This window comes from Legionella nigrisilvae, assembly GCF_977063395.2.
In genome coordinates, this window is the sequence record NZ_CDRUGZ020000038.1 from 718,592 (window position 1) to 740,348 (window position 21,757).

Sequence of the window (21,757 nt, forward strand, 5' to 3'; positions counted from 1 at the left end):
ACACCTTACACCTGGGTTGCTTGTTCCATCACTTCTATAAGAACTTGGCAGGTTTTATCAATCTCTGATTTTAATAGACTTGGATGAACTAAAAACATCAAACTGGTTTCACCTAACTTGGATGCTACAGGGAGCCTATTATGCGGACGCCACCCTGTATTATCAAATGCTTTTTCTAAATAAACTTCGGAACAGGAGCCTTGATAACAGGGAACCCCGCGTTCATTAATCTCTTTTAAAATGCGGTTACGATCCCAGCCTACAGCTAATTGGCTTTCTTCTATAAACACATAACATTTGTAAGCTGCATGTACAATTTCATCAGGAATCCGGGGAACTCTTAGACCTTTTAAAGTGGAAGCTACTTCTTGGATTTGTTTTAAATTTCCCAGGCGTTGTTGATGCCAGGTGGGCATTTTTTTAAGTTGTAAGCGCCCGATCACCGCTTGAATTTCAATCATTCGTCCATTTATACCAAAGCTTCGATGAACCCAACGAAAACCAGGCTCAATAGGTTCCTTGTATATGGCATCCCAAGATTTTCCGTGATCTTTATAAGACCACATGGAAGACCATAGTTGTTCATCATTGGTTGTGACCATGCCCCCCTCGCCTCCAGTAGTCATAATTTTATCTTGGCAAAATGACCAGGCTCCGATGTGGCCTATTGAACCAACCGCACGACCTTTATATCGAGCTCCATGAGCTTGGGCACAATCTTCAATGACATATAAATTTAATTCTTCTGCTAACTCAAGAATCGGGTCCATATCACAAGGCCAACCCGCAAGATGAACGCAGATTATTGCTTTAGTCTTTGGAGTTACTACCGCACGAATGGTCTCAACGGTAATATTTTGACTGTTTTCATCGACATCGGCAAATACCGGAGTGCCTCCGCAAGTCACTATAGAGGAAGCCGAGGCGAGAAAGGTTCGAGAAGTCACAATGACTTCGTCACCTTCACCTATTCCTATTGCTTTTAAGGCTACATCAAGTGCGATAGTTCCATTTGCCAGTGCAACAGCATATTTAGTACCTGCCCAGGCTGCAAATTCTTTTTCAAATTCTCTGCATTCGTTGCCAGTCCAATAATTTACCTTATTTGATAGAAGCACTTGATGTATTCGTTCTGCCTCTTCTTCAGAGTAACTAGGCCAGGGTGAAAATGCTGTATTTAACATATTTTATCCTATGAATTTTTTTTATAAATTTTTGCGGGTACGCCAAATGCGGTACAATAGTCTGGTAGATCTTGAACAACCACCGAGCCTGCTCCAACCATCACTTCTGAGCCAATTTTAATACCTTGGCGGACACAAGAGCCGATACCAATCCAACTTAAATTACCCACACTCACATTTCCAGCTAAACTGACGCCTGGCGAAATATGCACTGCCTGCCCCAAGGTACAGTCATGTTCAATAATTGCACCTGTGTTAATAATCGTGCCCGCCCCAATGGTGCAATCAGGGTTTAATACGGCTCTGGCAAAAACTACGGATCCTTCGGCTATCTTGGCAGAAGGACTTATTATTGCTGAAGGATGAATGATGCTGACTAATGGGATTCCTTCATTTAAAAAATGGGTTATTTTTTCCATGCGAATGGAATTATTCCCAATTGCAACAATGAGTCCATCAAATTCAGAAGCTTGTGATAGAAAGGATTGGGTATTTCCATTAACTACCCATGCCCCTACGCGATCGGTGCTCGGCCATCGGTCATCAAAAAAAACAATATTCTGCCAACCTGCACAGAGTGCTGCATCAGCAACAACTTTAGCATGTCCACCAGCACCAAGAACAGCAAGAGATTTCATGGGTTATTACCTGTAAATTTTTCGTTGGTGACACTCCCTTGACCTGTAATTCCTTCTCGCATCAATACTTTTTTAATGGTTAACATTAAAATTTTAATATCCAAATAAAAAGACTGATGATCAACATACCATAAGTCTAATGCAAACTTCCCTTCCCAATTCAGGGCATTTCTGCCATTAACTTGAGCTAAGCCAGTAATCCCAGGTTTGACATCATGGCGCCTTTTTTGCTCGCTATTATAAAGGGAGAGGTATTCGATTAATAGAGGTCTAGGACCTACAAAGCTCATTTCGCCTTTAAAAACATTCCATAATTGGGGTAATTCATCCAAACTGCACGCTCTTAAAACATGGCCAAGGCGAGTGACGCGATCTTTGTCGGGTAATAATTCACCTTGTTTATTAAATGAATCCTTCATTGTTCTGAATTTGATCAGACGGAAGGTTTTTCCATGTAATCCTGGACGATTCTGATAAAAAAAGATTGGTGAGCCTAAATGATAACGGATTAATAATGCAACAATAACCAATATCGGCATGAACATTATTAATAATGCACCTGATAAGATAATATCAAAAATACGCTTAAGCACAATAATCTCTCCAGTAGTCCCATTACTTAGAAGGTCAATAGATCATAAATTTTTGAACTAGTTCTTACAAGGCTTAAGGAGTAAAAGATTTTTTGTTGAAATTCAGTCGGAGATCTTATAGTTGGCCTGAAGGGATTTGTTTGACAAAAGAAAAGGTGCCCGCTAAAGTAGCGCTTTTTTAAAGTCTAATTAGTCAATAATGCAAGCACTCAATATAAGTAAAATAAAAAAAGTAATGTTTTTGATCACTCAAGCCATGATATTGAACCTTGTTGTCATTAAAGGGGCCTATGCTTATTTTGATTATGGAACCGGAAGTCTATTGATTCAGTCACTTATTGCATTTTTTGGTATGGTTGCAATGTTTTTTCATCGAATTAAAGAATTGGTTTTATCGTTTTTTCGCAAATTATTCTCAAAAAAACAACCAGCCCCTAAAAAGGAAATTGAAAACCCTTAATTTTTGGATGTAAATCAATGGAAATGCCACAAACAGCCACACAGCTTCCTTCTTCATTTCGAGATCCCAGTGGTTTTGTGTTATTTAATAACGAATTAAAAAAAATCCAGCGAATTATTTTTCCTGCCTATTTTCGACAATACTCACACTTAATGGAAAGTGGTTTATATGCTGAGCTTTGTGAAAGTAATAAGCTCATCAGCCATCAACTCGTAGAAAACTCAGAACAGCGGATTATTATTAATCCTCAAGAAATACCGTTTATTACGTATTCTTATGAGTGGCCATTTCATTTATTAAAAGATGCTGCTTTGTTAACTTTGGATATTGCAAAACGTGCTTTAGCGTATGACATGTGCTTAAAGGATGCTTCCATTTTTAACATTCAATTATTGAATGGAAAACCTATTTTTATTGATACGTTGTCTTTTGAGTTTTATAAAGAAAATCAACCTTGGGGAGCATATGGCCAATTCTGTCGTCATTTCTTAGGCCCCTTACTCTTAATGAAATATAAATCGCTTAATTTTTCTAAGGCATTAAGCAGTTACATCGATGGATTTCCTTTGGATTTGGTGAGTGGCATGCTTCCTATAAGTACTCATTTCTCACCATTTATTAAATTAAATGTTCATTTGCATGCTAAAAATCTTAAGCGCTTTAATAATACCTCCGCAGCATCGGAACCAGTTAGATCCTTGAGCAAATCCAGGCTAATGGGTTTGTTAAACTACATGGAGCGCTTTATTAAGTCTCTAACTTATTTAGAAAAAAAGACTGAATGGAGCAATTATTATCAAATCACTAATTATTCTGAAGATGCATTTAAAGAAAAAAATGAAATTATATCTCAATGGATATCACTTATTGAGGCGAAAACAATCTGGGATGTAGGAGGAAATAATGGTCATTTTTCAAGGTTGATTGCTGAAGGAAAGGATTTAGTTATTAGTACCGATATTGATCCTATCGCTGTAGATCAAAATTATTTAATCAATAGGGCAACGGATGTCGCTTCTATAATTCCTTTAGTGATTGATATTACTAATCCCACTCCGAGTATTGGCTTTGATAATCAAGAGCGAGATTCTTTTTCCAGTCGCATCATCAATAAAAAGATTAATTGCATTATGGCATTGGCATTGATTCATCATTTATGCATATCGAATAATTGTACGTTCTCAATGGTGTTAAATTATTTCAAGAAAATGTCTAATTATTTAATTATTGAATTTATTGCTCCTGAGGATTCCTGGGTGAAGCAGTTATTGGCTCGGAAAAGAGGCTTTGAACATTTATTTGCATTTTATAATCAACACGCTTTTGAAGAAGAATGTGCGAAACATTTTGATATTTTAAATAAAGTTCAGATCAAAAATTCGTACAGAACGCTGTATCTACTCAAACCAGTGAACTCCTAAGATCATGAGTAATTTTTTGAAAAAAACCTCGAACTTATATGCATTAATGTTCCTTGTGCTTCTGTACCCTTTGTTGTTCTATGCATCAAATAATTTTAATAGTTTTTCTCTATTTGAGATATTTATCTCATTTTTAATTTTATTATGTGTAAATGGAAGTGGACTATTATTCTCAAAGTTTTTTTTAACAAAGGTCTTAAGAATTAATGAGTCCCTGAGCCTGAAAATTACCTATGGTATCTTACTGGTATTGTTCTTAATAATGATGAGACATTCTGTCTTTAATAATCCAGAATTACCTTATTTGGTTTATTTGCAAAATAATTCGGTTTATTCAAAATGGTTGCTTTTTACTTTTTTTGGCGCAGCATTTTTCTGCCTGGGCTTTTTTCTATTCGAAAAGCAAAGCAAAATGTTTGTTTTGATTTTTTTAGTGCTTAATCTTTTTAATTTGGGGAAAACCATTACTCCGAAATTAAATTTCGATGCTCCTCAAATACCAAATAAACATCAGCCACAAATTGTCTTAAAAAATAAAAAAAACGTATATTTTATCCTCGCAGACAGCTTAACTAATATTAATGGCTTAAATCGGTTGGGCATACAAAATGATCATCATCAATTTCTTAATGAATTAGAACAAAAGGGGTTTGTTAATTACCCGGATTTTTATACTTCCTTACAAGCAACGCAATATGCGTTATTTACTTATTTTAACTTAAGTTATAAATACCAGGATTTAAATGCGTATCAAGTGGATCCTATTTTACGATTAAGACACATATTAAATGAGGGAAAACTGTACGATATTTTTAGAGATAATGGTTATAAGATAAATATCATGCATGAACTGGATGTATTTTTATTAGATAATTGTTCAGCAGATCTTTGCTATTTTAACGTGACCAATAAATTAAGACCTTCTCTTAACAGCATAAAAGAAAAAGTCTTATCCATTCTTAGTTTCTTATCTCCCGTAAACGTGAGTGTTTTATTCAAAGAAGAAAAAAAGGTTTTATTTTTTGATCCAAACGAACTTGCCCATAATGATAGGAATGCGTTTATTACTGAAACCCTCCAAAAATTAAAGAAATTGAATTTAGACCATCCTAATTTTACTTATATCCATGCATTTACTTTCCCTGCTCATTCAGACACCAATTCCAAGACAATTAATCACTGTAATGAAGCAGAGGAAATACAAAAATACAGCCAACGAATAAATTCTACGTCGCAATTTGTAGTGTCAATGGTGGATACGATTCGAGCAAGGGATAAAAATTCGATCATTATTATTGCCGGCGATCATGGTCCGTATATTTTTAAACATTGTACTCGGGAAGGGATCCGAAATCCTGAAGAGGTTATCGAACGACAAGGGGCTTTTTTATCGATTCTGTGGGGTGACGAATACGATGGAAAATACAACAGCCGCATAAAATCGTCGCATAATCTGTTTCGTTATGTTTTATCTTATCTCGCTGAAAATGAAGCATTACTCAATAACATGGATAAGGACCATGCGTTTACTTTATATAGTAATCAACAAATTGGTCAGACCATTACCGATGGTAGGATTAATAAAAAAATAGTTCTAGTGGCAAACCAAGATAAAGCTGCATAACCAAAAAGGAATTATTCCCCTCTAAAGTATATCCGTTTTGAATGGCGGATTTAGCTGTACCTTAGAACAATTTAATACGTTCCATCGAGCCTCTTTTAACTGTAAAATCGAATCATTACTTTAAAAGGAAATTGGTTCACTCATGGAAAACAGTAAAAAGATCTTAGTCACTGGGGGTAGCGGGTTTATTGGTTCGGCGCTCATCAGACACCTCATCCATCATACGGAACACTTCGTCACGAATATTGATGCCTTGACCTATGCTGCGAATCCCGCCTCTCTTTATTCAGTAAAGAATCACCCTCGTTACCGATTTGAACAAGAAAATATATGTGATGAAGTCGCAATAAGTCGAGTTTTAACTCAATTTAAACCAGACATCATCCTGCATTTAGCTGCTGAATCGCATGTGGATCGGTCTATAAAAACTCCAATTCAGTTTATCCAAACCAATATAGTGGGTACTTATAATTTACTGGAACAAGCCAGGCAATATTGGGACACTTTGACGGCAGATAAAAAAAATAGTTTTCGTTTTCATCATGTTTCTACGGATGAAGTTTATGGGGATTTGCCTCATCCCGAGGATCAAAACGATCCCAATATAGAGTTACCTTTATTTCACGAGAATTCAAAATATGCACCCAGTTCCCCTTACTCTGCTAGTAAAGCGAGTTCTGATCATCTGGTTCGTGCCTGGCATAAAACTTATGGTTTACCTGTTCTGGTTACGAATTGTTCGAATAACTACGGTCCGTTTCAGCATCCAGAAAAACTAATCCCCCAAACTATTCAAAATGCGCTTATGGGGAAACCTATCCCTGTCTATGGAAAAGGAACTCAAATACGAGATTGGTTGTATGTTGAGGATCATGTTAAAGCGTTATTAGAAGTGGCCCTGCATGGGATAGTAGGAGAGACTTACAATATTGGTGGATATAATGAATTGCAAAATATTCAGGTTGTACATGCTATTTGCGATACGTTAGAAGAATTGAAAGCATCTAATAATTCTCGATTAAAAGATCTGATAATCTTTACAGGAGATAGGCCTGGTCACGACAAGCGCTATGCAATTGACGCAACCAAGATAAGCAGACAATTGAACTGGAAACCCCAAGAATCATTCGAAACAGGGATAAGAAAAACCGTACAATGGTATCTGGAACACTTAAAACTTAATTGCTTATAGCATTGCTAAGATGTTCAACAATCATTTCCTGTTGTGCGGATGTTAAGCCAACCCACAAGGGTAATCTAAGTATTCTTTCTGAAAGTGACTCAGTCAGAGCTAAACTACCATGGCTTGTACCGAAACGCTGACCTGCTTCTGAGGAATGCAATGGCACATAATGAGAGGTCGCAAAGATACCTTTTTCTTTGAGTTTGCTGAGAATAACATGGCGATTTATTTCTGGAGCGAGCAGCACATAGTAGATATGAGCATTGTGATTACAGTGAGCGGGTACTATGGGACGACGAAGAACCCCTTTAGTTTCTAAAGATTCAAGAAGTTGGTGATAATAGTTCCAGATCAATAAACGTTGTTGGGTAATGTTTTCGGCATCTTCAAGTTGAGCCCAAAGAAATGCAGCAATCATGTCACTTGGTAGAAAAGATGAGCCCACATCTTGCCAAGTGTATTTATCCACTTCTCCCCGGAGAAATCTACTGCGATTAGTTCCTTTTTCTCGGATTATTTCTGCTCGCATCACCATATCAGGGTTATTTACTAAAAGTGCACCGCCTTCTCCAGAGATGATATTTTTAGTCTCATGAAAACTATAGGCACCCAGATCACCAATACCTCCTAAAGTATTACCTTTGTAGCTTGCCATGACTCCTTGAGCAGCATCCTCGACTACCCTCAAATCATGCCGCTTCGCTATATCCATAATCGCATCCATTTCACAGGCAACCCCAGCATAATGTACAGGGACTATAGCTTTAGTTTTTGATGTAATGGCAGCTTCAATGAGTTGCTCATTAAGGTTCAGGGTATCCTCACGTATATCAACAAAAACGGGTTTACCCCCTTGAAGCACAAATGCATTGGCAGTAGATACAAAAGTATACGAGGGCATAATGATTTCATCCCCCGGATTTATATCCAGTAATATAGCAGCCATCTCTAAGGCTGCGGTACAGGAGTGGGTTAACAGCGCTTTCTGGCTCTTTGTTTGCTCTTGAAGCCAGGCATGGCAACGTTTGGTAAATCGGCCGTCGCCAGAAAGTTGATTATTAAGATGAGAGTCTGCAATATAATGCAGCTCTTTACCTGTTTTGTAGGGTCGATTAAATAATATAATGTCCATGTTACCTCTGTAGCTGAATATGCGGTCCAAAAATTTCACTTTGCAGAAAATACTAAATCGCCAACAAGTAATTTGCACTGCTTAATAATTTTCTAAACAACTGTTCCTATTTTGTTTTTAATACATCGTTGTTGTCTTAACTTAATGCCCCCGTACGAGGATGATTTAATTTCTTCTAATTTCCCAGAAAAATGTTCATTACAATAAATTGAAAGAATTTTTAAGTAACTATTAGGAGCTAATATGGCAATCCCATCTTTTTGGAATAGCTCTCCTATGAGGCCATTACCTTCTTTTTGTTTTGCATAAGCCAGAGTGAATGGTGCTAAGGTTGAAGTACCTAAACCGTAATGTTTATATAACATTGCGGATGGAGGTACTCCTATGACTGGATAAATTAATTCGTATGGGAAAGCTGCTCCCCATACTATCATGGGGCCATCAGGGAAGTGCACATAAGCCGCACGAGTTTTTGCTGCAACTATTTGTTGCAATTTAGCTTCCGAGAAAACCTTACTCGTATTAAAAAGAGCGGCAAAAAGCAATAATGCGATACTTAAATAATTTCGCCATTGAGGCACAGTTCCATTCAGAAAAGGCACAATTAAAAGCAATGAAACTACAGGTACATATACATGTAAAACCCCGGGACGACCTAAAAGACCAAGAGTAAATATTGCTGCGACACAGAGTCCCCAACTAACAGCTATTTTCCAGCTCGGATGCAATAATCCCAATAATAACGCCGTTATTAGAGTGATTAACAGTGGACGACTCCACAATGCTTTTACACCGAGCCATGCCTTATCCAAGGCTCTTTCTTGACGAGGTAAGGGACCTAATTGTTTCAGCATAATTTTAAGTGTTTTAGGATTTGCAATATGTGGATCAACAAAAAACCAGTTGCTGATTAAATCAATATCATTATTAGTATAACCATGCTGTGCTAATATCTCTTTATGTTGTTTCAAGTATGTACCTGCACCATAATCTGTAAAAGAGGCACGTGCTGGATTAAGGGTATTATAAGCGTTCCAATCCTCACTTTGATAGGCTTGATAATTTATAGTAGCAGAAACAAGAATTGCTAACGCTAGAATAAAGAAAGCAATTTTGACCGTTCGAAGAAATAATATTCGCCAGGGTAAAATAGGTAAGGAGATAATTAGAACTAACCAAAATTCTTGACTACGAATTAGATAGCTGAAATACGCAAGTAAACAACCTCCCACTAACACTAGTAAATTTCTTTGTTTTGCATAAAGACACCAGCAAATAATAGCACTAATTTGGAGTAAGCCCGCATTAATAGTAAATTGTGGCCAAAGAATAGCAGGGACGACTATCAACAATAGAATTGAAAAAGCGACTCCATACCCGGCCAACTGAGATAGCCCGTAAAATATGATTACTCCAACAATTGTAAGGACGCATAAAGTCATAATAGAGTACCCTAATACTCCATTAATCGAGGGAGTAATTCCCACCAAATATCCCCACAATACATTTGAGAAAAGAATATTTGGGGAAGCTAATTTAGCTATACCATAACCATGAGCGATCATCGACATTCCGACGTCATCATTAGTTCTCCAATGGAGCTCAAAAAAATGACAGATGAGGAACATGAGGGATACTAATAAAATGAAAGAGTAAAAAAGTAATGTGGCTCTAGATGTTTGAGGTTTCCTAACTATAGTCGAAAGTATATGTTGCACAATTTCATCCTTTTTAGTATTACTTTTAATTAAGATACAGACTCAAAATCTTGAGGCCTCACATTTTGTATAATGTGCGTGCGGAAAAACAAAATATCGAAACATAAGAAACAATGCACAAGCAACTACAAAAATAGCTATTGCTTGGATTGCTTGATGCGGAAAGTTAAATTTATCTACAAGAACGAACAACATGATAAAGTTAATCCCATACCCTATAAAATGGGCGATCCCATATCTTAGTAGGGCGAGATGTGTTCCTTGATAGGAAAATGAATATTTGAAATGGTTAAAGTAACCTATCAACGCGCCAATTGGATAAAAAAGAGTAATCGCTACTTTGGGTTCAAGCCAAAAAAAAGTGACGAGCAAGTAAATAATGTAACCAATAAAATTATTAATCACTCCCACTACACTGTAACGAATGAATTGAAATAGGCCCGGAAATTTTTGTATTAATTCATTCATTATTAGTCTGCACATTGTAAAAGGAGTTGTTGTCGATCTACTTTTCCATTTGGATTCTTAGGTAATTCTTTTCTTACAATAATGCGACTTGGGATCATATAGGTTGGCAATACTTCACCTAAATTTCCTAAAAGGGTTTGTTCATCGACCTCGTCAGAACTAGCCACAAAACCGATAAGTTTTCCATAGGCTACATTGGTTCGATGATAAACAACTGCTGCTTGATTTATTTGCGTAAATTTTACCAAAGCATGTTCTATTTCTTCTAATTCAATACGATACCCCATGTGTTTTACCTGGTTGTCTTTTCGTCCAACAAAATGTAATTCTTCATCTATTTCTTGAACTAGATCTCCAGTCCGATACATACGTTTCATAAAACGTTTTGGTTCCGTAAGAGTTATAAACGATTTTGCACTGCGTTCTAATTCGTTAAAATAACCTGCCGCAACATTCGGCCCTAGAAGACAGAGCTCACCCTCGGGAGCTTCTTGGTCATGTTCATCAAGAATAAGATAATCAAAATTAGGGTTGAGTTTCCCTAAGGGCGGAAGCCCACTTAGCTGTTGGAAATCATCATCATTTAACTCATAAGCGCTACAAATACATGTACATTCAGTAGGTCCATAAACATTAGTCAATGTTGCTTGTTTGGAAAACAACTCATAAAGTTTTTTTAGTTCCGCCTTGGGATAACCTTCACCACCAAAAATAATATGGCGTAACTTTGAGAGTACTTTGATTTCCATTGCTTTCAGGGTGACTAAATAGATTAATAAGGAGGGTACTGAAAACCAAATAGTACATTGCATCTTGCCTACATGAGCGACAAGTTCATAGGGTTTAGTCAACAACTCGCGCGGTACAGGACTCAATGAGGCTCCAGAAAATAATCCTACATAAAAATCAAAGACCGAATTATCAAAGTACAAAGGGCTCAAATGAGCAAAATTGTCCTGTTTTTTTATTTTAAAATACTGATTACCCCAAGAGATAAAATGCAGTACATTTTGATGGGTTACCGCAACGCCCTTGGGCGTTCCTGTAGAGCCTGAAGTGAACATGACATAGGCAATCGTAGAGCCATCTATTTGTTGCATTAACTGCGTTTGCCGTTTCCGATCACCTGCTGTGATCGACGGAAAGGTATCCGGTGTAAGTTCAATCGCTTGGATTTTACTTGCATTGGCTAAATCGTGGATTTGTTTGCTGTACGCTGGATCATCATAAAATAAAAATACCGCTTGGCTCACTTGCATAATGGGTAAATTGCGGGCCAAGGGGGCGGCGACATCCATATTGACATAGGCGATACCTAACCGAATGGACGCAATCATGAGGGCATAGGTCAAAAATTGTTTACTACTTCCAATTGCAATCACATCACCAGGCTTCATTCCTTTGGCAAGTAAAAAAGCACCTAATCGTTGGGACCAATCCATCAATTCTTCATAGGTACGGGATTGTTCAGGATAACGAAGAGCAGGTTGGATTGCATTTTCTAATGCAACATCATCGAATAGTAAACCTAAGTTATGGAAATATTTATTCATATGTTCTCTTCAAAAGTTTTGTAGAATATTATTGAGCATTGTTCAATTTTTACTACCTTATTTATTGATAGTGAAAAAAAGATAAGGATCATTCATTGCCTTAAAACCTACTGACTTACAGAGCATCATGGAACCGGAATTATTAGTGAAACAATCCCACCATGGAGTTAATCCTATTTCAAGGCAGTGATGAATAAAACAAAGAACAGCCTTATTCGCTAGTCCCAAATTTCTATAATTAGGTAGGGTCAGCACATCAATCTCTGTACAGTGATTCGCTTCGGCTGCGGCATAACAGATGGAGGCTAATTTTCCGTCATATAAAACCACAATAGCATTAGACTTCTGGATAAAATCAGACTCATTTCGCCAAAATCTTGAAACTAAATGAAAGTGGCTCTCGATTAGATCAATATTTGTTTGATTCACTCCTGAGAAATTTATTTTTCCTGATTGTTTCAAGAGGGTTGGCGTATCCATTTGATATTCAGAGTCAAGCACGAAGCGTTGCCTATAGGATCTCAGCGGCTCATATTGAGGTTTTAGTATAAATTCGGGAGCATAAGCAGCATACAGACGAACTTTATCGGAATGAAAATTTTTATCGAGGAGTAAATAGTCTTCTAGTTCGAGCTCAAAGCGAGAGTCCATATTGCCGAATATTTGTGCAAATCCAAAGGCATGTTCCACATAAATTTGGGAGGGGGTGTTTTGATCATTAATATAGACAACCCCATCTTGCTCATCGAGTAGTACCGCTGCGATTAATGGGAAAAAAAATGGGCAACTTAAATAGAGCCGATATATTTGTTCATACCCTTTTTTTTCTAATCGTATCATTTTAAATGGTCAATCCGCCGTTAACATCCAGTACCACACCATTCATAAAATCATTGATGATCAGGGAAGCTACTGCAAGAGCTACATTATTTGCCTCGCCAAGTCTCCGAAGGGGTGTATTGGTTTGAATGTGTTTGATTATGGATTCATTAAGTGCATGCCGAGTGGAATCAGTGTCTATAAAGCCTGGTGCTACTGCATTACACCGAATACCCAACCTCCCAAGTTCTTTAGATAAAGTGACTGTCATTGCATTAACTCCCGCTTTTGCTGCAGAGTAAGCAATTTGTCCTTCATTACCGCGGGCACTAATTGAACTAATGTTTACGATGGCCCCTTTAATTCTTTTCATTACCATGTGCTCGACCACGGCTGCGGTCATTATGAATACAGAATCCATGTTCTTAGTAATACATTGGCGAAAGCTTTCATAATCATGCATGATATCGGGAGCATTCATGATGTTCACTAGAGGTTTGCTAAAGATGACCCCCGCATTATTCACTAAAATGTCAATGCGGCCGTGGCAAGTGATGATCTCCTGGATAACATTTTTTACTTCATTGGGCTGGGTCACATCAAGAACATAACCTTCCAAACCTTGGGGTAAGTCATCCAGAGCTCGAGCATCCAAATCTACGATTAGAACCTTGGTACCCTGCTCATATAAATAAGTAGCAATTGCCAAGCCTAGTCCTTTCGCGCCCCCAGTAACCAGGGCAATCGCACCTCTAAGCTCCAAGATCAACTCCTTTATTTGCGAGAACGTCAATGATTTGTCCAACTGAATCCATTCGAATAATATCAGGTATTTCTAACGCAATATTGAACTCTCGCTCGAGCGATATTACTAAGTCCATCTGTTTAAGGGAGTCCCAACTTCCCAAATTCGCTTTAGTCAATTCAACTTTTATTTCATCCGTTCGTAAACCAAACACATTCGCTAAAACCGAAACTAAACGCTGATTCATGTTTTTAAACTCCAAAAAATTTCACATATTCTTGTGATGAGTAGCGGAGTTCCTCACCAGAACGTGCTAAATGAACACTTGAGGGTTTTGTATTTTTGGTTATTAAAGCCCCAGCACCAATAATGCAGTACTCATCAACTACTACTTCATTAACAATTGTTGCGTTCACTCCGATGAATGTGTTGCGCTTCACTTGGGCTTGTCCAGAAACCACCGCGCCGGACGCAACCCAGCAATGCTCATCTATGCTGGAATGATGCGCCAAAGTTACATTAGCCCAGATCATAGTATTCGCACCTACAGTGACATGGGGTTCAATAACTGCTGAAGGTAAAACAACACAACCTTCACCAAGAGGTTGTCGGGTATAAACTTTAGCATCAGGATGAATATATGACTCAATTAGATAACCCATTGCTTTAAGGCGATGAAACATTGACTCACGACTCCGATTAATGTCGTGATATCCCATAGCCATAATTATCGAATGATCATGGGGGTTATAATCAGAAACCAGATTCGATAAAGGAATAGAGGGAGCACCAGGAGCCCCATTTGTGTCAATGAAGTCATCATCGACTGTAAGCCCTACTACTTTATAACGTGGGTCTTGTGCTAGATAATCAAGCAGAATATTGGCTGTAATTGCATTGCCCGCTAAAATAATTTTTTTCATTGAAGATCCTCCAGTACCGCCAGGCCAAACCCGGTTCTTCCATAATCATTGCCATTATAAAGCATATAGAGTTGATCTTGATGTTCAAAAATATAGGGGTAACAAATCATTTCGCTATCCCAGCCTTCAGAGGATACATCAATACCTGCCAAGTTATCATTACGATCCCAGTTTAATCCGTCAGAAGATGAAGCAAAGCCGATCCGATAAGTCGCAATCTCTTTTGTGGCGCGATGAGCAAACCACATGTAGTAGATTCCCTCGTTATAATAGACGCTCGGACGACCAAAAGCATACTCATATTCATCTGCAAATGGAATACACATTCCAGGGTCGCAAACCCAATCGATACCATTGTGTGATTGCGCGTGATGGATACCATAATGATGGTGCCAACCATGCTCCAGTTTCTCCCATTTTATGCCTGAGTTATACCAGGTATGCCAAATATCATCTTTGATATGGAATGCAGTTGCTGCTGCAAAAAGTGGGTTATTTTTATCTCGGCCTAGAACAGGTCCTAGGAATTCTTTCTCTAAGGTGAGATTTTCACCATTTAGAATTGCTCTGCCTGTATCACAGATCCATAACTCTTCCGGAAGATTTTGCCATCCTACATAATATAAATAATGTTGATTCTTATTAGTTACAAAACAAACACTGATTACCCCGTCGCAGTCAAAGTAACCAGGAGCTCCAGGAGTGAGTGCCAATTTAGGAGTCCCGATAAGTGACATATGTCCCTCAAACACAGTGGCATAAGATAAGAAAATATGTGAACGGCTTTTTGAATCACGGCATGTAAATGCAACGATAAAAATGTCATCTTGGTAATGGATTGCACAAGGATGTGAGCCATAACTAAAACCAGGAATATTCGGTTCGAACACTAATCCTCGTTTTTTCCAATTAAAAGGTATTGCATGTTTGAGGCGATCCTTCATTTTATCTCCAAAATCAATTACAACTCACAACCCGTTTTTAGCAATCGCTCTAAGTATTCAACTCTGCTCATACCAAGTTTTTCTGCCACTGCATACACCTTATCTCTCAAAGCGGGATCCACTCCTTCAAGCTGTCCAAGATAACGTGAACGGATGCTTCCGCCTCGTTTACCCCTATGAGGGATATCAATATTAATGGGGAGTGCTGTATCTGCCACCGTAAATTCTATGACATAAAAACAATGACTAAGTTCCCAGGATAACTTTGCCGCTCTAGCATTGGCGGGAATGAGAGACAACGGAGCTTCATAAGCGTACAGTGGGTTATTTTTAATAAGCATCTTCCCAAGCTCAGTTTCCTTAAGCCAGGGAGCTATTCCTTCATCACAGATGAGCACTTGTCCACCCGGTTTAACAACGCGATCCATTTCCGATATACCTTTCTGAATATCAGAGAATAAATTAAGTCCCCCAAAGTGATAAGCAGCATCAAAAAAATTATCTTCAAAGGGGAGATTTGTCGCATCACTTGCTGAGAAAAATACCTCTACACCAAATTCTGTAAGACTAGAGCTGTATTTTTCTATGCCTGCTATGAGCATTTGTTTGGATATATCTTGCGCATAAATAGTCCCTTTTCCACGTAAATTTTGGGCAAGAAAGGGGAGATCATTACCCGAACCAGCTCCTGTCACCAGAATGGTCTGACCTGGGGATAAATTTAAACGGGAAACTAAATTTTTTCTTAAAGTGGATTCATCGGTTCCAAAAGTTTGAAAAACCCATTGGAACGAATTGTCATGAATGGTCACTGCATCTTCTTGGGCGTAATCATTAGCATTATCTGCTTCACACGCAAAAATAGGAGCATTTGTGTTTTGAATAAAGGGGAAGAAATGTCCATTAGGACAATGCAACCCATCATTTTGACTGGACAAAATCGCACGTTCACATTTCAATTCAGGACAGCAATAACGGAAATCGTTTTTCATTTATTACCTCTTTTGACATACTACCCAAAATACGCGTTCAGTAATCCCATAATAATCATTATCAGCAGAGCCGAAAGAAAAATTTTTAAAGAGAGGCGAGAAATAGTCCTCAATGTCTTCTTTACTGGAAAAAGCTTGTAATCGATATCCATTACGATTGTTGTAGGGGTCTTTAGCGATAGTTAAAGTTCCATCTTTTAGTTCTTGTGCATTCTCAAAGATATAGGATGATTTATTAGCAACAGAGGCAATTAAATACCCATCTTTCTTTAATACCCTTGAGTATTCATTAAGATTATCGAGCAAGGTTTCATTTTCATCACAGTAATAACAACAGTGGCATGCTAAAATATAATCAAATTCAGCTTCGGCAAAAGGGATAATGGAGTTTCTGCCCACTCGCAAATCGGGGTTATATCCCATTTTTGTCAGTCTTTGCTGTGTTTGATCTACAATCCCTTGGGTTATTTCAATGCCACTCACATCCAATCCGAGATCACAAAGGAGAGTGGTGTTTCTTCCATCACCAAAACCAACGTCTAGAATTTTATTACCTGGTACTGGTTTTGAAAAGTTCAATCCTGGGTAATTCGCAAGCATTGTTCGTACAACAAACTCAGTTGGATAGACTTTCAAACTGCTTCTGCTCGCATAATGCCGTTCATATTTGGTATTAATATCCTCAATTACTTTTTCCATAAATATTCCTAATAATTACATAAGGGCGTTGTTTGGTCTCAGAAAATATCTTTGCCAAATAAATTCCTATTATTCCTATAAACGAAATGATCATACCACCCAATAACCAAATTGAAACCATTATGGACGTCCAACCATTTAGGGGAGTTGCCAGCAAAAATCGTTGAATAATTAGGAGTGTTGCATAACCAATAGCACCTAAAAAAACAAAAATTCCGCACAGGAAAATCATATGCAGCGGGGTGGCACTAAAAGAGGTAACTGCATTGATCATATGATTAATTTTTTTAAAAAAATTGTAAGTAGTGGTACTCTTTGTATGTTTTTTTACCGTGTAAGCACATTGCTTGAATCCAGTGATCACCCATAAACAGGAAATAACGGACTCGATTTCTTTATGACGTAACAAAGAGTCCACATATCGTCTGGTCATTAAGCGAGCGGTGGTTATATTTTTAGGATGATCAATATTTATTAACCAATTTAGGAATACATAATAAATTTCCCCACTCCACCGTTCAAACCAATTGCCTTTACGAGACTCCTGCACTCCATATACTACATCAGATTGTTCCTTTTCCATGTGTTCAGAAAAAGCGATTAGCCACTCAGGTTCTTCTTCTAAATCACTGTCAATCAAAAATATATAGTCACCCCGGGAGTATTCGAGTCCGGCTCTCATTGCTTTGTGATGGCCAAAATTACGTGAAAGGTCGACTACCACAACATGCTTGTCATGTTCAGTGAGGTGCACTGTGTGTTCAAGACTTTTATCAGGTGAGCCGTCGTTTACAAAAATAATTTCATAATCATCATTCGCGAATTTCTGCGCGATTAGCGTTATTCTTTGATAAAATTCTTGAATAAAAGCCTCAGATTTATAAAGGGTAGTTACAATTGAAAGTTTCATGTATTTAAATACTTCATGTAAGTTGATGAATTGTTCCCACAATTAAATAACAGGTCAAGAATCGAAACTTGGTGGATAAATTCTCCCCACAATTGAGGATATTCCTCATAACCAGTGTAGTCAAACCAAGTAAGTTTAATGTCGTGGGCAGTAAACACATCTTCTTCGATGTAATCCATAGCGGCGGGTCCTGAAATATACTCCGCAGCTTCAGCTTGGAGACATAAATTAGCTAATCGCTCTGTTTTTCCCTCTACTAAAATATAATCCCATGAATTTTTAATCGCCGTCTTTATCCCTAGATAATGACATATGGTTTTTATAAATTGGTGGTTTAATACGGAAAGATGCGTATAGGAGTTGTTTAGGTAAAGTGGCTCAAGCCAAGCAGCAATTTCGTCAAAATAAGGTGCGCGTCGATAATTTTGTGTTAATGTTTTCCAATGATTTTGCGCCCAATCCTCACCATCAATTTCAGTTTCCCGGATACTCTGAAAATATTTGCCTTTAACTTTCACCGGAACAGTTAACCACTGGAGCCCTTGGGATGTTTTAATTTGATTACGATTACGCCAATCACGTCGAGTAAATTGCATATCATCAAAAAGAATGAGCTCATCGACCGCAGCGATCATGTCAAAATAACCTTTCCAAGGAATATAATTAGATTGCAGAATGGCAATTTTTTTTGACAATCGTGCTTTCGTTTTTAAGTCTAGGTCATCCATAATATCAAGCTCAAAATAATGAAGTAAAAAAATCCGCATGAGCAAAACCAAAAATTAATTACAAAAAATCAACCATATAGATTTATTTTTGCATCATCTCATCTATTCTAAGGGTTTCTTAACAAAGAGAAGAGATATTCTCCATAACTATTTTTTGATAAAGCAAAAGCAGCTTTGGAGATTTCTTGATCATTTAACCAACCGTTCCTCCAGGCAATTTCTTCAAGACATGCAACTTTAAATCCTTGTCTTTTTTCAATTGTTTCTACAAATGAGGCTGCCTCCAGAAGACTATCATGGGTACCGGTATCAAGCCAGGCAAAACCACGTCCCAGTAGTTCAACATTTAGCATACCGCGTTCAAGGTAAGCTTGATTAATGCTGGTAATTTCTAATTCACCCCGAAGTGAAGGGCGTACATCATGAGCAACTTGGACCACATTATTATCATAAAAATACAATCCCGTTACAGCAAAATGTGATTTAGGAAATTCTGGTTTTTCTTCTATGGATAGTACTTTAAGGTCTTTATCAAACTCTACAACTCCAAAGCGGGTCGGATCATTAACCTGATATCCAAATACTGTTGCACCCATCGTTTGTGAGGCTACTTCTTTGAGTTTTGTAGTAAATCCTTGGCCCCAAAAAATATTGTCGCCTAAAATGAGGCAAACTCCATTATCGCCAATAAAATCCTCACCTATTATAAAAGCCTGAGCAATACCCTCGGGTTTGGGCTGAACCTCGTATTGCAAACGGATGCCAAAATCAGTTCCATCGCCTAAGAGATTCATATAATTTTGTAGGTCCTGGGGAGTAGAAATGATGAGAATTTCCCTGATCCCCGCAAGCATGAGGACAGATAAAGGATAATAAATCAAAGGTTTATCATAAACAGGCAACAAATGCTTGGATACACTTTTAGTTAAAGGGTATAAACGTGTTCCACTCCCGCCAGCTAAAACGATTCCTTTCATTTTCTTTCTACATCCTGTAATTGAAATTCAGTTGATTAGGCATTCGATATAGGATTAGCGATACCTGAGAAATATCTTGGATAAATATACAGATTCCAAATAATAACAAAAATGAATAATTTTGTTAAATACGGAATCAGTGCATTTTGTTGTTGTAATTTAACACGAGCCTATTTTATAGGCAATTGTCAACAAGCCCTACGCAGTTGTATTAAGTTTATGAACCCAAGGAAAAATAGTTTTTTCTTTGATATGAATCCATTATATGATACACAGGCAAGTGGGTAAGAGGAGACATTGTTAGGAGAACAAATGCAAAAAAATGTAAATATAGATTATTATTTGATCATCATTTTGGGACTATTTTTTTGCGCATTAATCATTTTTATCAGTTATTTTGTAGGACCTCTTAGTGATGAGAGTCTCCCAATTGCAACCTCACTTCGTTTTATTAAAGGCCAGCGTCCTTTCATTGATGATTACTCTGCATTTATTCCATTTGGATTATTATTATATCCTTTAATAAAGTTAAGTTTATGGTTACATAATGGAAATAATGAACTTATTTTATTTTTAAGACATAGTTACATAGTGTTTGTATTTCTCTTGAGTGCTTACACCTTTTTCCTAATAAGAAAAAAATTATCGCTTATTTTGTCATTTTTTATTTTTTTTGGGGTCAGTATTTTTCATCCTTTTGGTATCAATAATTTTCACTACGATACTTTGGCGACGTTACTATGGTCTAATATTCTTTTTCAATTTTTTAGTTTTCAATTTATAGAGCCAATAAGAAAAATCCATTTCATCATTTTTTCATTATTTAATCTCATCTTATGTTTAGCTTATCCAACGTTTCTTTTTTTCCTCATTCCCTTTTATCTTATTTTCTCCTTGTTTAGTCAGCACTCAAAGAAAATCTTCCTTTTTCATATGTTGATTGCTAGTTTTGCTGGTATATGTATAGCTTTTATTCTTTTTTATTACTTTAAGGTTTCAACCCAAGATCTTCATAATTTTTTAGATTTTCTACATCGTCTAAGCTTATCGTCTAATCAATCTTTATTTGACAAATGTATCGAGTTAGCTCATAGAATAATTTCTAAATATTCGTCTGTCCTCTTCGTTGCTTTAGGAAGTTTATTTATTGCGTATATTGGTAGAAGGCATTGGTATATATTATTAACGGGTTTCATCACCATCCTAGTTCTTCCTTTATTTAAGATAAATATTCAACATGCTATTCATACGGATATATTTTGGGTTTTAAATTACACTGGGTTTTTGAGTTTCCCTATTTTTCTTATTTTTCTAAGAACAGATGTAGATTCTAGGGCATTATTTTATTTTATTGGCCTCCCTTCTTTAGCAGCTGGGATTTTAACGAGTGTAACCGCACACATGCTGGATATGAATTGGATTATAGGTTTTTTTCCGGCATCGTTATTAACCTATATATTTACTTTTTTTATTTTTCAGAAATATCTAAGGTCCGAAAGCTTTTTACACTACTTCGCAACCAGAGCTGTTTTAATTTTTGGGCTAATAGAGCTTGCTTTCTTTCAATGGAATTTTATTTATGGGGCCAATTATACTGGTATCGCGCTCTATAAAAATTCGATAAAAGTTGATGTTGATGGCCCTTTTAGTGGTCTGCATGTAACTCCCACGTGTTATACAATTGTTACTGAATTACAAAAGGATCTGCAAATATTGGACGTTCCCTATATTAAAGGATTCGCTTATTTTGGATTATTTTCTGCGGGTTATTTATTTCTCACCCAGCTTAAGCCAGGAGAATACGTTTTATACTCGGCACCTGGGCAAAATCATTTTGGGGAAAAAATCAGGACTCCTAATTATGTATTTGATTTTTCCAAACTATGGCGATTTCCTCATGAGATTCGGGACGATTATTTAAAAGGGGTTCAATACCGGCAGATTGCAAGCAGGCAATTTTATGATATTTATGCTTCAGAACCTGTAAAAACTTTAGAACTTAATGATAAATCATTTTCCCGAGGTATAAAATTTTCGATTTAATAA

General features: G+C 37.2%; 22 protein-coding genes. 5 read left to right on the forward strand and 17 right to left on the reverse strand.

The features are described from left to right. Positions 1 to 5 precede the first annotated feature (5 nt). From ACWTE2_RS25515 to ACWTE2_RS25525, 3 genes are read right to left on the reverse strand one after another with little or no spacing between them, the layout of a single operon-like run. Positions 6 to 1,184, reverse strand: a complete 1,179-nt coding sequence (locus ACWTE2_RS25515; protein ID WP_182392279.1) for a DegT/DnrJ/EryC1/StrS family aminotransferase — start codon at positions 1,182 to 1,184, stop codon at positions 6 to 8. Between the two features lie 8 nt (positions 1,185 to 1,192). Next, positions 1,193 to 1,822: an acetyltransferase gene (locus tag ACWTE2_RS25520; RefSeq protein WP_454784955.1), complete on the reverse strand. Its 630-nt coding sequence runs from the start codon at positions 1,820 to 1,822 to the stop codon at positions 1,193 to 1,195. Next, positions 1,819 to 2,415 (reverse strand): sugar transferase, encoded by a 597-nt coding sequence (locus ACWTE2_RS25525; RefSeq protein ID WP_454784956.1) that lies wholly within the window; start codon positions 2,413 to 2,415, stop codon positions 1,819 to 1,821. Before ACWTE2_RS25525 ends, ACWTE2_RS25520 begins: the two co-directional genes overlap by 4 nt. Positions 2,416 to 2,614: 199 nt before the next feature. Between ACWTE2_RS25525 and ACWTE2_RS25530 the strand changes: the two genes are divergently transcribed. From ACWTE2_RS25530 to rfbB, 4 genes are all read left to right on the forward strand, one after another. After that, complete coding sequence (locus tag ACWTE2_RS25530) at positions 2,615 to 2,875, forward strand: hypothetical protein (RefSeq protein WP_182392281.1); 261 nt, start codon at positions 2,615 to 2,617, stop codon at positions 2,873 to 2,875. 17 nt (positions 2,876 to 2,892) lie between these two features. Then, positions 2,893 to 4,296, forward strand: a complete 1,404-nt coding sequence (locus ACWTE2_RS25535; RefSeq protein WP_454784957.1) for a class I SAM-dependent methyltransferase — start codon at positions 2,893 to 2,895, stop codon at positions 4,294 to 4,296. Positions 4,297 to 4,558: 262 nt separating this feature from the next. Continuing rightward, the gene (locus ACWTE2_RS25540; protein ID WP_454784958.1) at positions 4,559 to 5,920 is read left to right on the forward strand and encodes a sulfatase-like hydrolase/transferase; all 1,362 of its coding nucleotides are present in this window, start codon (positions 4,559 to 4,561) and stop codon (positions 5,918 to 5,920) included. 142 nt (positions 5,921 to 6,062) lie between these two features. Then, a complete protein-coding gene (rfbB, locus tag ACWTE2_RS25545; RefSeq protein WP_454784959.1) occupies positions 6,063 to 7,112 on the forward strand; it encodes a dTDP-glucose 4,6-dehydratase in 1,050 nt (349 codons plus the stop codon). Here rfbB and rffA read toward each other — a convergent pair. The 14 genes from rffA to rfbA form a co-directional block, all read right to left on the reverse strand. Next, positions 7,099 to 8,235 carry a dTDP-4-amino-4,6-dideoxygalactose transaminase gene (gene rffA / locus ACWTE2_RS25550; protein WP_454784960.1) on the reverse strand — a complete coding sequence of 379 codons (1,137 nt, stop codon included), beginning with the start codon at positions 8,233 to 8,235 and terminating at the stop codon, positions 7,099 to 7,101. The genes rfbB and rffA overlap by 14 nt on opposite strands. A 92-nt stretch (positions 8,236 to 8,327) precedes the next feature. After that, positions 8,328 to 9,953, reverse strand: a complete 1,626-nt coding sequence (locus ACWTE2_RS25555; RefSeq protein WP_454784961.1) for a hypothetical protein — start codon at positions 9,951 to 9,953, stop codon at positions 8,328 to 8,330. Between the two features lie 42 nt (positions 9,954 to 9,995). Then, complete coding sequence (locus ACWTE2_RS25560; protein WP_454784962.1) at positions 9,996 to 10,421, reverse strand: GtrA family protein; 426 nt, start codon at positions 10,419 to 10,421, stop codon at positions 9,996 to 9,998. 2 nt (positions 10,422 to 10,423) lie between these two features. Beyond that, positions 10,424 to 11,974, reverse strand: a complete 1,551-nt coding sequence (locus tag ACWTE2_RS25565) for an amino acid adenylation domain-containing protein (RefSeq protein ID WP_454784963.1) — start codon at positions 11,972 to 11,974, stop codon at positions 10,424 to 10,426. A 57-nt stretch (positions 11,975 to 12,031) separates the two neighbouring features. Continuing rightward, complete coding sequence (locus ACWTE2_RS25570; RefSeq protein WP_454784964.1) at positions 12,032 to 12,814, reverse strand: GNAT family N-acetyltransferase; 783 nt, start codon at positions 12,812 to 12,814, stop codon at positions 12,032 to 12,034. A 1-nt stretch (position 12,815) separates the two neighbouring features. Then, positions 12,816 to 13,556: an SDR family NAD(P)-dependent oxidoreductase gene (locus tag ACWTE2_RS25575; protein ID WP_454784965.1), complete on the reverse strand. Its 741-nt coding sequence runs from the start codon at positions 13,554 to 13,556 to the stop codon at positions 12,816 to 12,818. Further along, a complete protein-coding gene (locus tag ACWTE2_RS25580; RefSeq protein ID WP_454784966.1) occupies positions 13,546 to 13,785 on the reverse strand; it encodes an acyl carrier protein in 240 nt (79 codons plus the stop codon). The genes ACWTE2_RS25575 and ACWTE2_RS25580 overlap by 11 nt, the downstream gene beginning before the upstream one ends. A 4-nt stretch (positions 13,786 to 13,789) precedes the next feature. Next, positions 13,790 to 14,461: an acetyltransferase gene (locus ACWTE2_RS25585; protein ID WP_454784967.1), complete on the reverse strand. Its 672-nt coding sequence runs from the start codon at positions 14,459 to 14,461 to the stop codon at positions 13,790 to 13,792. After that, complete coding sequence (locus tag ACWTE2_RS25590) at positions 14,458 to 15,405, reverse strand: glycoside hydrolase family protein (protein WP_182392294.1); 948 nt, start codon at positions 15,403 to 15,405, stop codon at positions 14,458 to 14,460. The genes ACWTE2_RS25585 and ACWTE2_RS25590 overlap by 4 nt, the downstream gene beginning before the upstream one ends. Positions 15,406 to 15,422: 17 nt before the next feature. Further along, a complete protein-coding gene (locus ACWTE2_RS25595) occupies positions 15,423 to 16,397 on the reverse strand; it encodes a class I SAM-dependent methyltransferase (RefSeq protein ID WP_454784968.1) in 975 nt (324 codons plus the stop codon). A gap of 3 nt (positions 16,398 to 16,400) precedes the next feature. Next, positions 16,401 to 17,096 (reverse strand): class I SAM-dependent methyltransferase, encoded by a 696-nt coding sequence (locus ACWTE2_RS25600; RefSeq protein ID WP_454784969.1) that lies wholly within the window; start codon positions 17,094 to 17,096, stop codon positions 16,401 to 16,403. Continuing rightward, the gene (locus tag ACWTE2_RS25605) at positions 17,080 to 18,006 is read right to left on the reverse strand and encodes a glycosyltransferase family 2 protein (protein ID WP_454784970.1); all 927 of its coding nucleotides are present in this window, start codon (positions 18,004 to 18,006) and stop codon (positions 17,080 to 17,082) included. The genes ACWTE2_RS25600 and ACWTE2_RS25605 overlap by 17 nt, the downstream gene beginning before the upstream one ends. Continuing rightward, the gene (locus ACWTE2_RS25610) at positions 18,003 to 18,773 is read right to left on the reverse strand and encodes a WbqC family protein (RefSeq protein ID WP_454784971.1); all 771 of its coding nucleotides are present in this window, start codon (positions 18,771 to 18,773) and stop codon (positions 18,003 to 18,005) included. The genes ACWTE2_RS25605 and ACWTE2_RS25610 overlap by 4 nt, the downstream gene beginning before the upstream one ends. 68 nt (positions 18,774 to 18,841) lie before the next feature. Then, the gene (gene rfbA / locus ACWTE2_RS25615) at positions 18,842 to 19,711 is read right to left on the reverse strand and encodes a glucose-1-phosphate thymidylyltransferase RfbA (RefSeq protein WP_182392298.1); all 870 of its coding nucleotides are present in this window, start codon (positions 19,709 to 19,711) and stop codon (positions 18,842 to 18,844) included. A 312-nt stretch (positions 19,712 to 20,023) separates the two neighbouring features. Here rfbA and ACWTE2_RS25620 point away from each other — a divergent pair, with 312 nt between their 5' ends. Continuing rightward, on the forward strand, positions 20,024 to 21,754 hold the full coding sequence (locus tag ACWTE2_RS25620) for a hypothetical protein (RefSeq protein WP_454784972.1): 1,731 nt from the start codon (positions 20,024 to 20,026) through the stop codon (positions 21,752 to 21,754). The last annotated feature ends 3 nt before the right edge of the window (positions 21,755 to 21,757 follow it).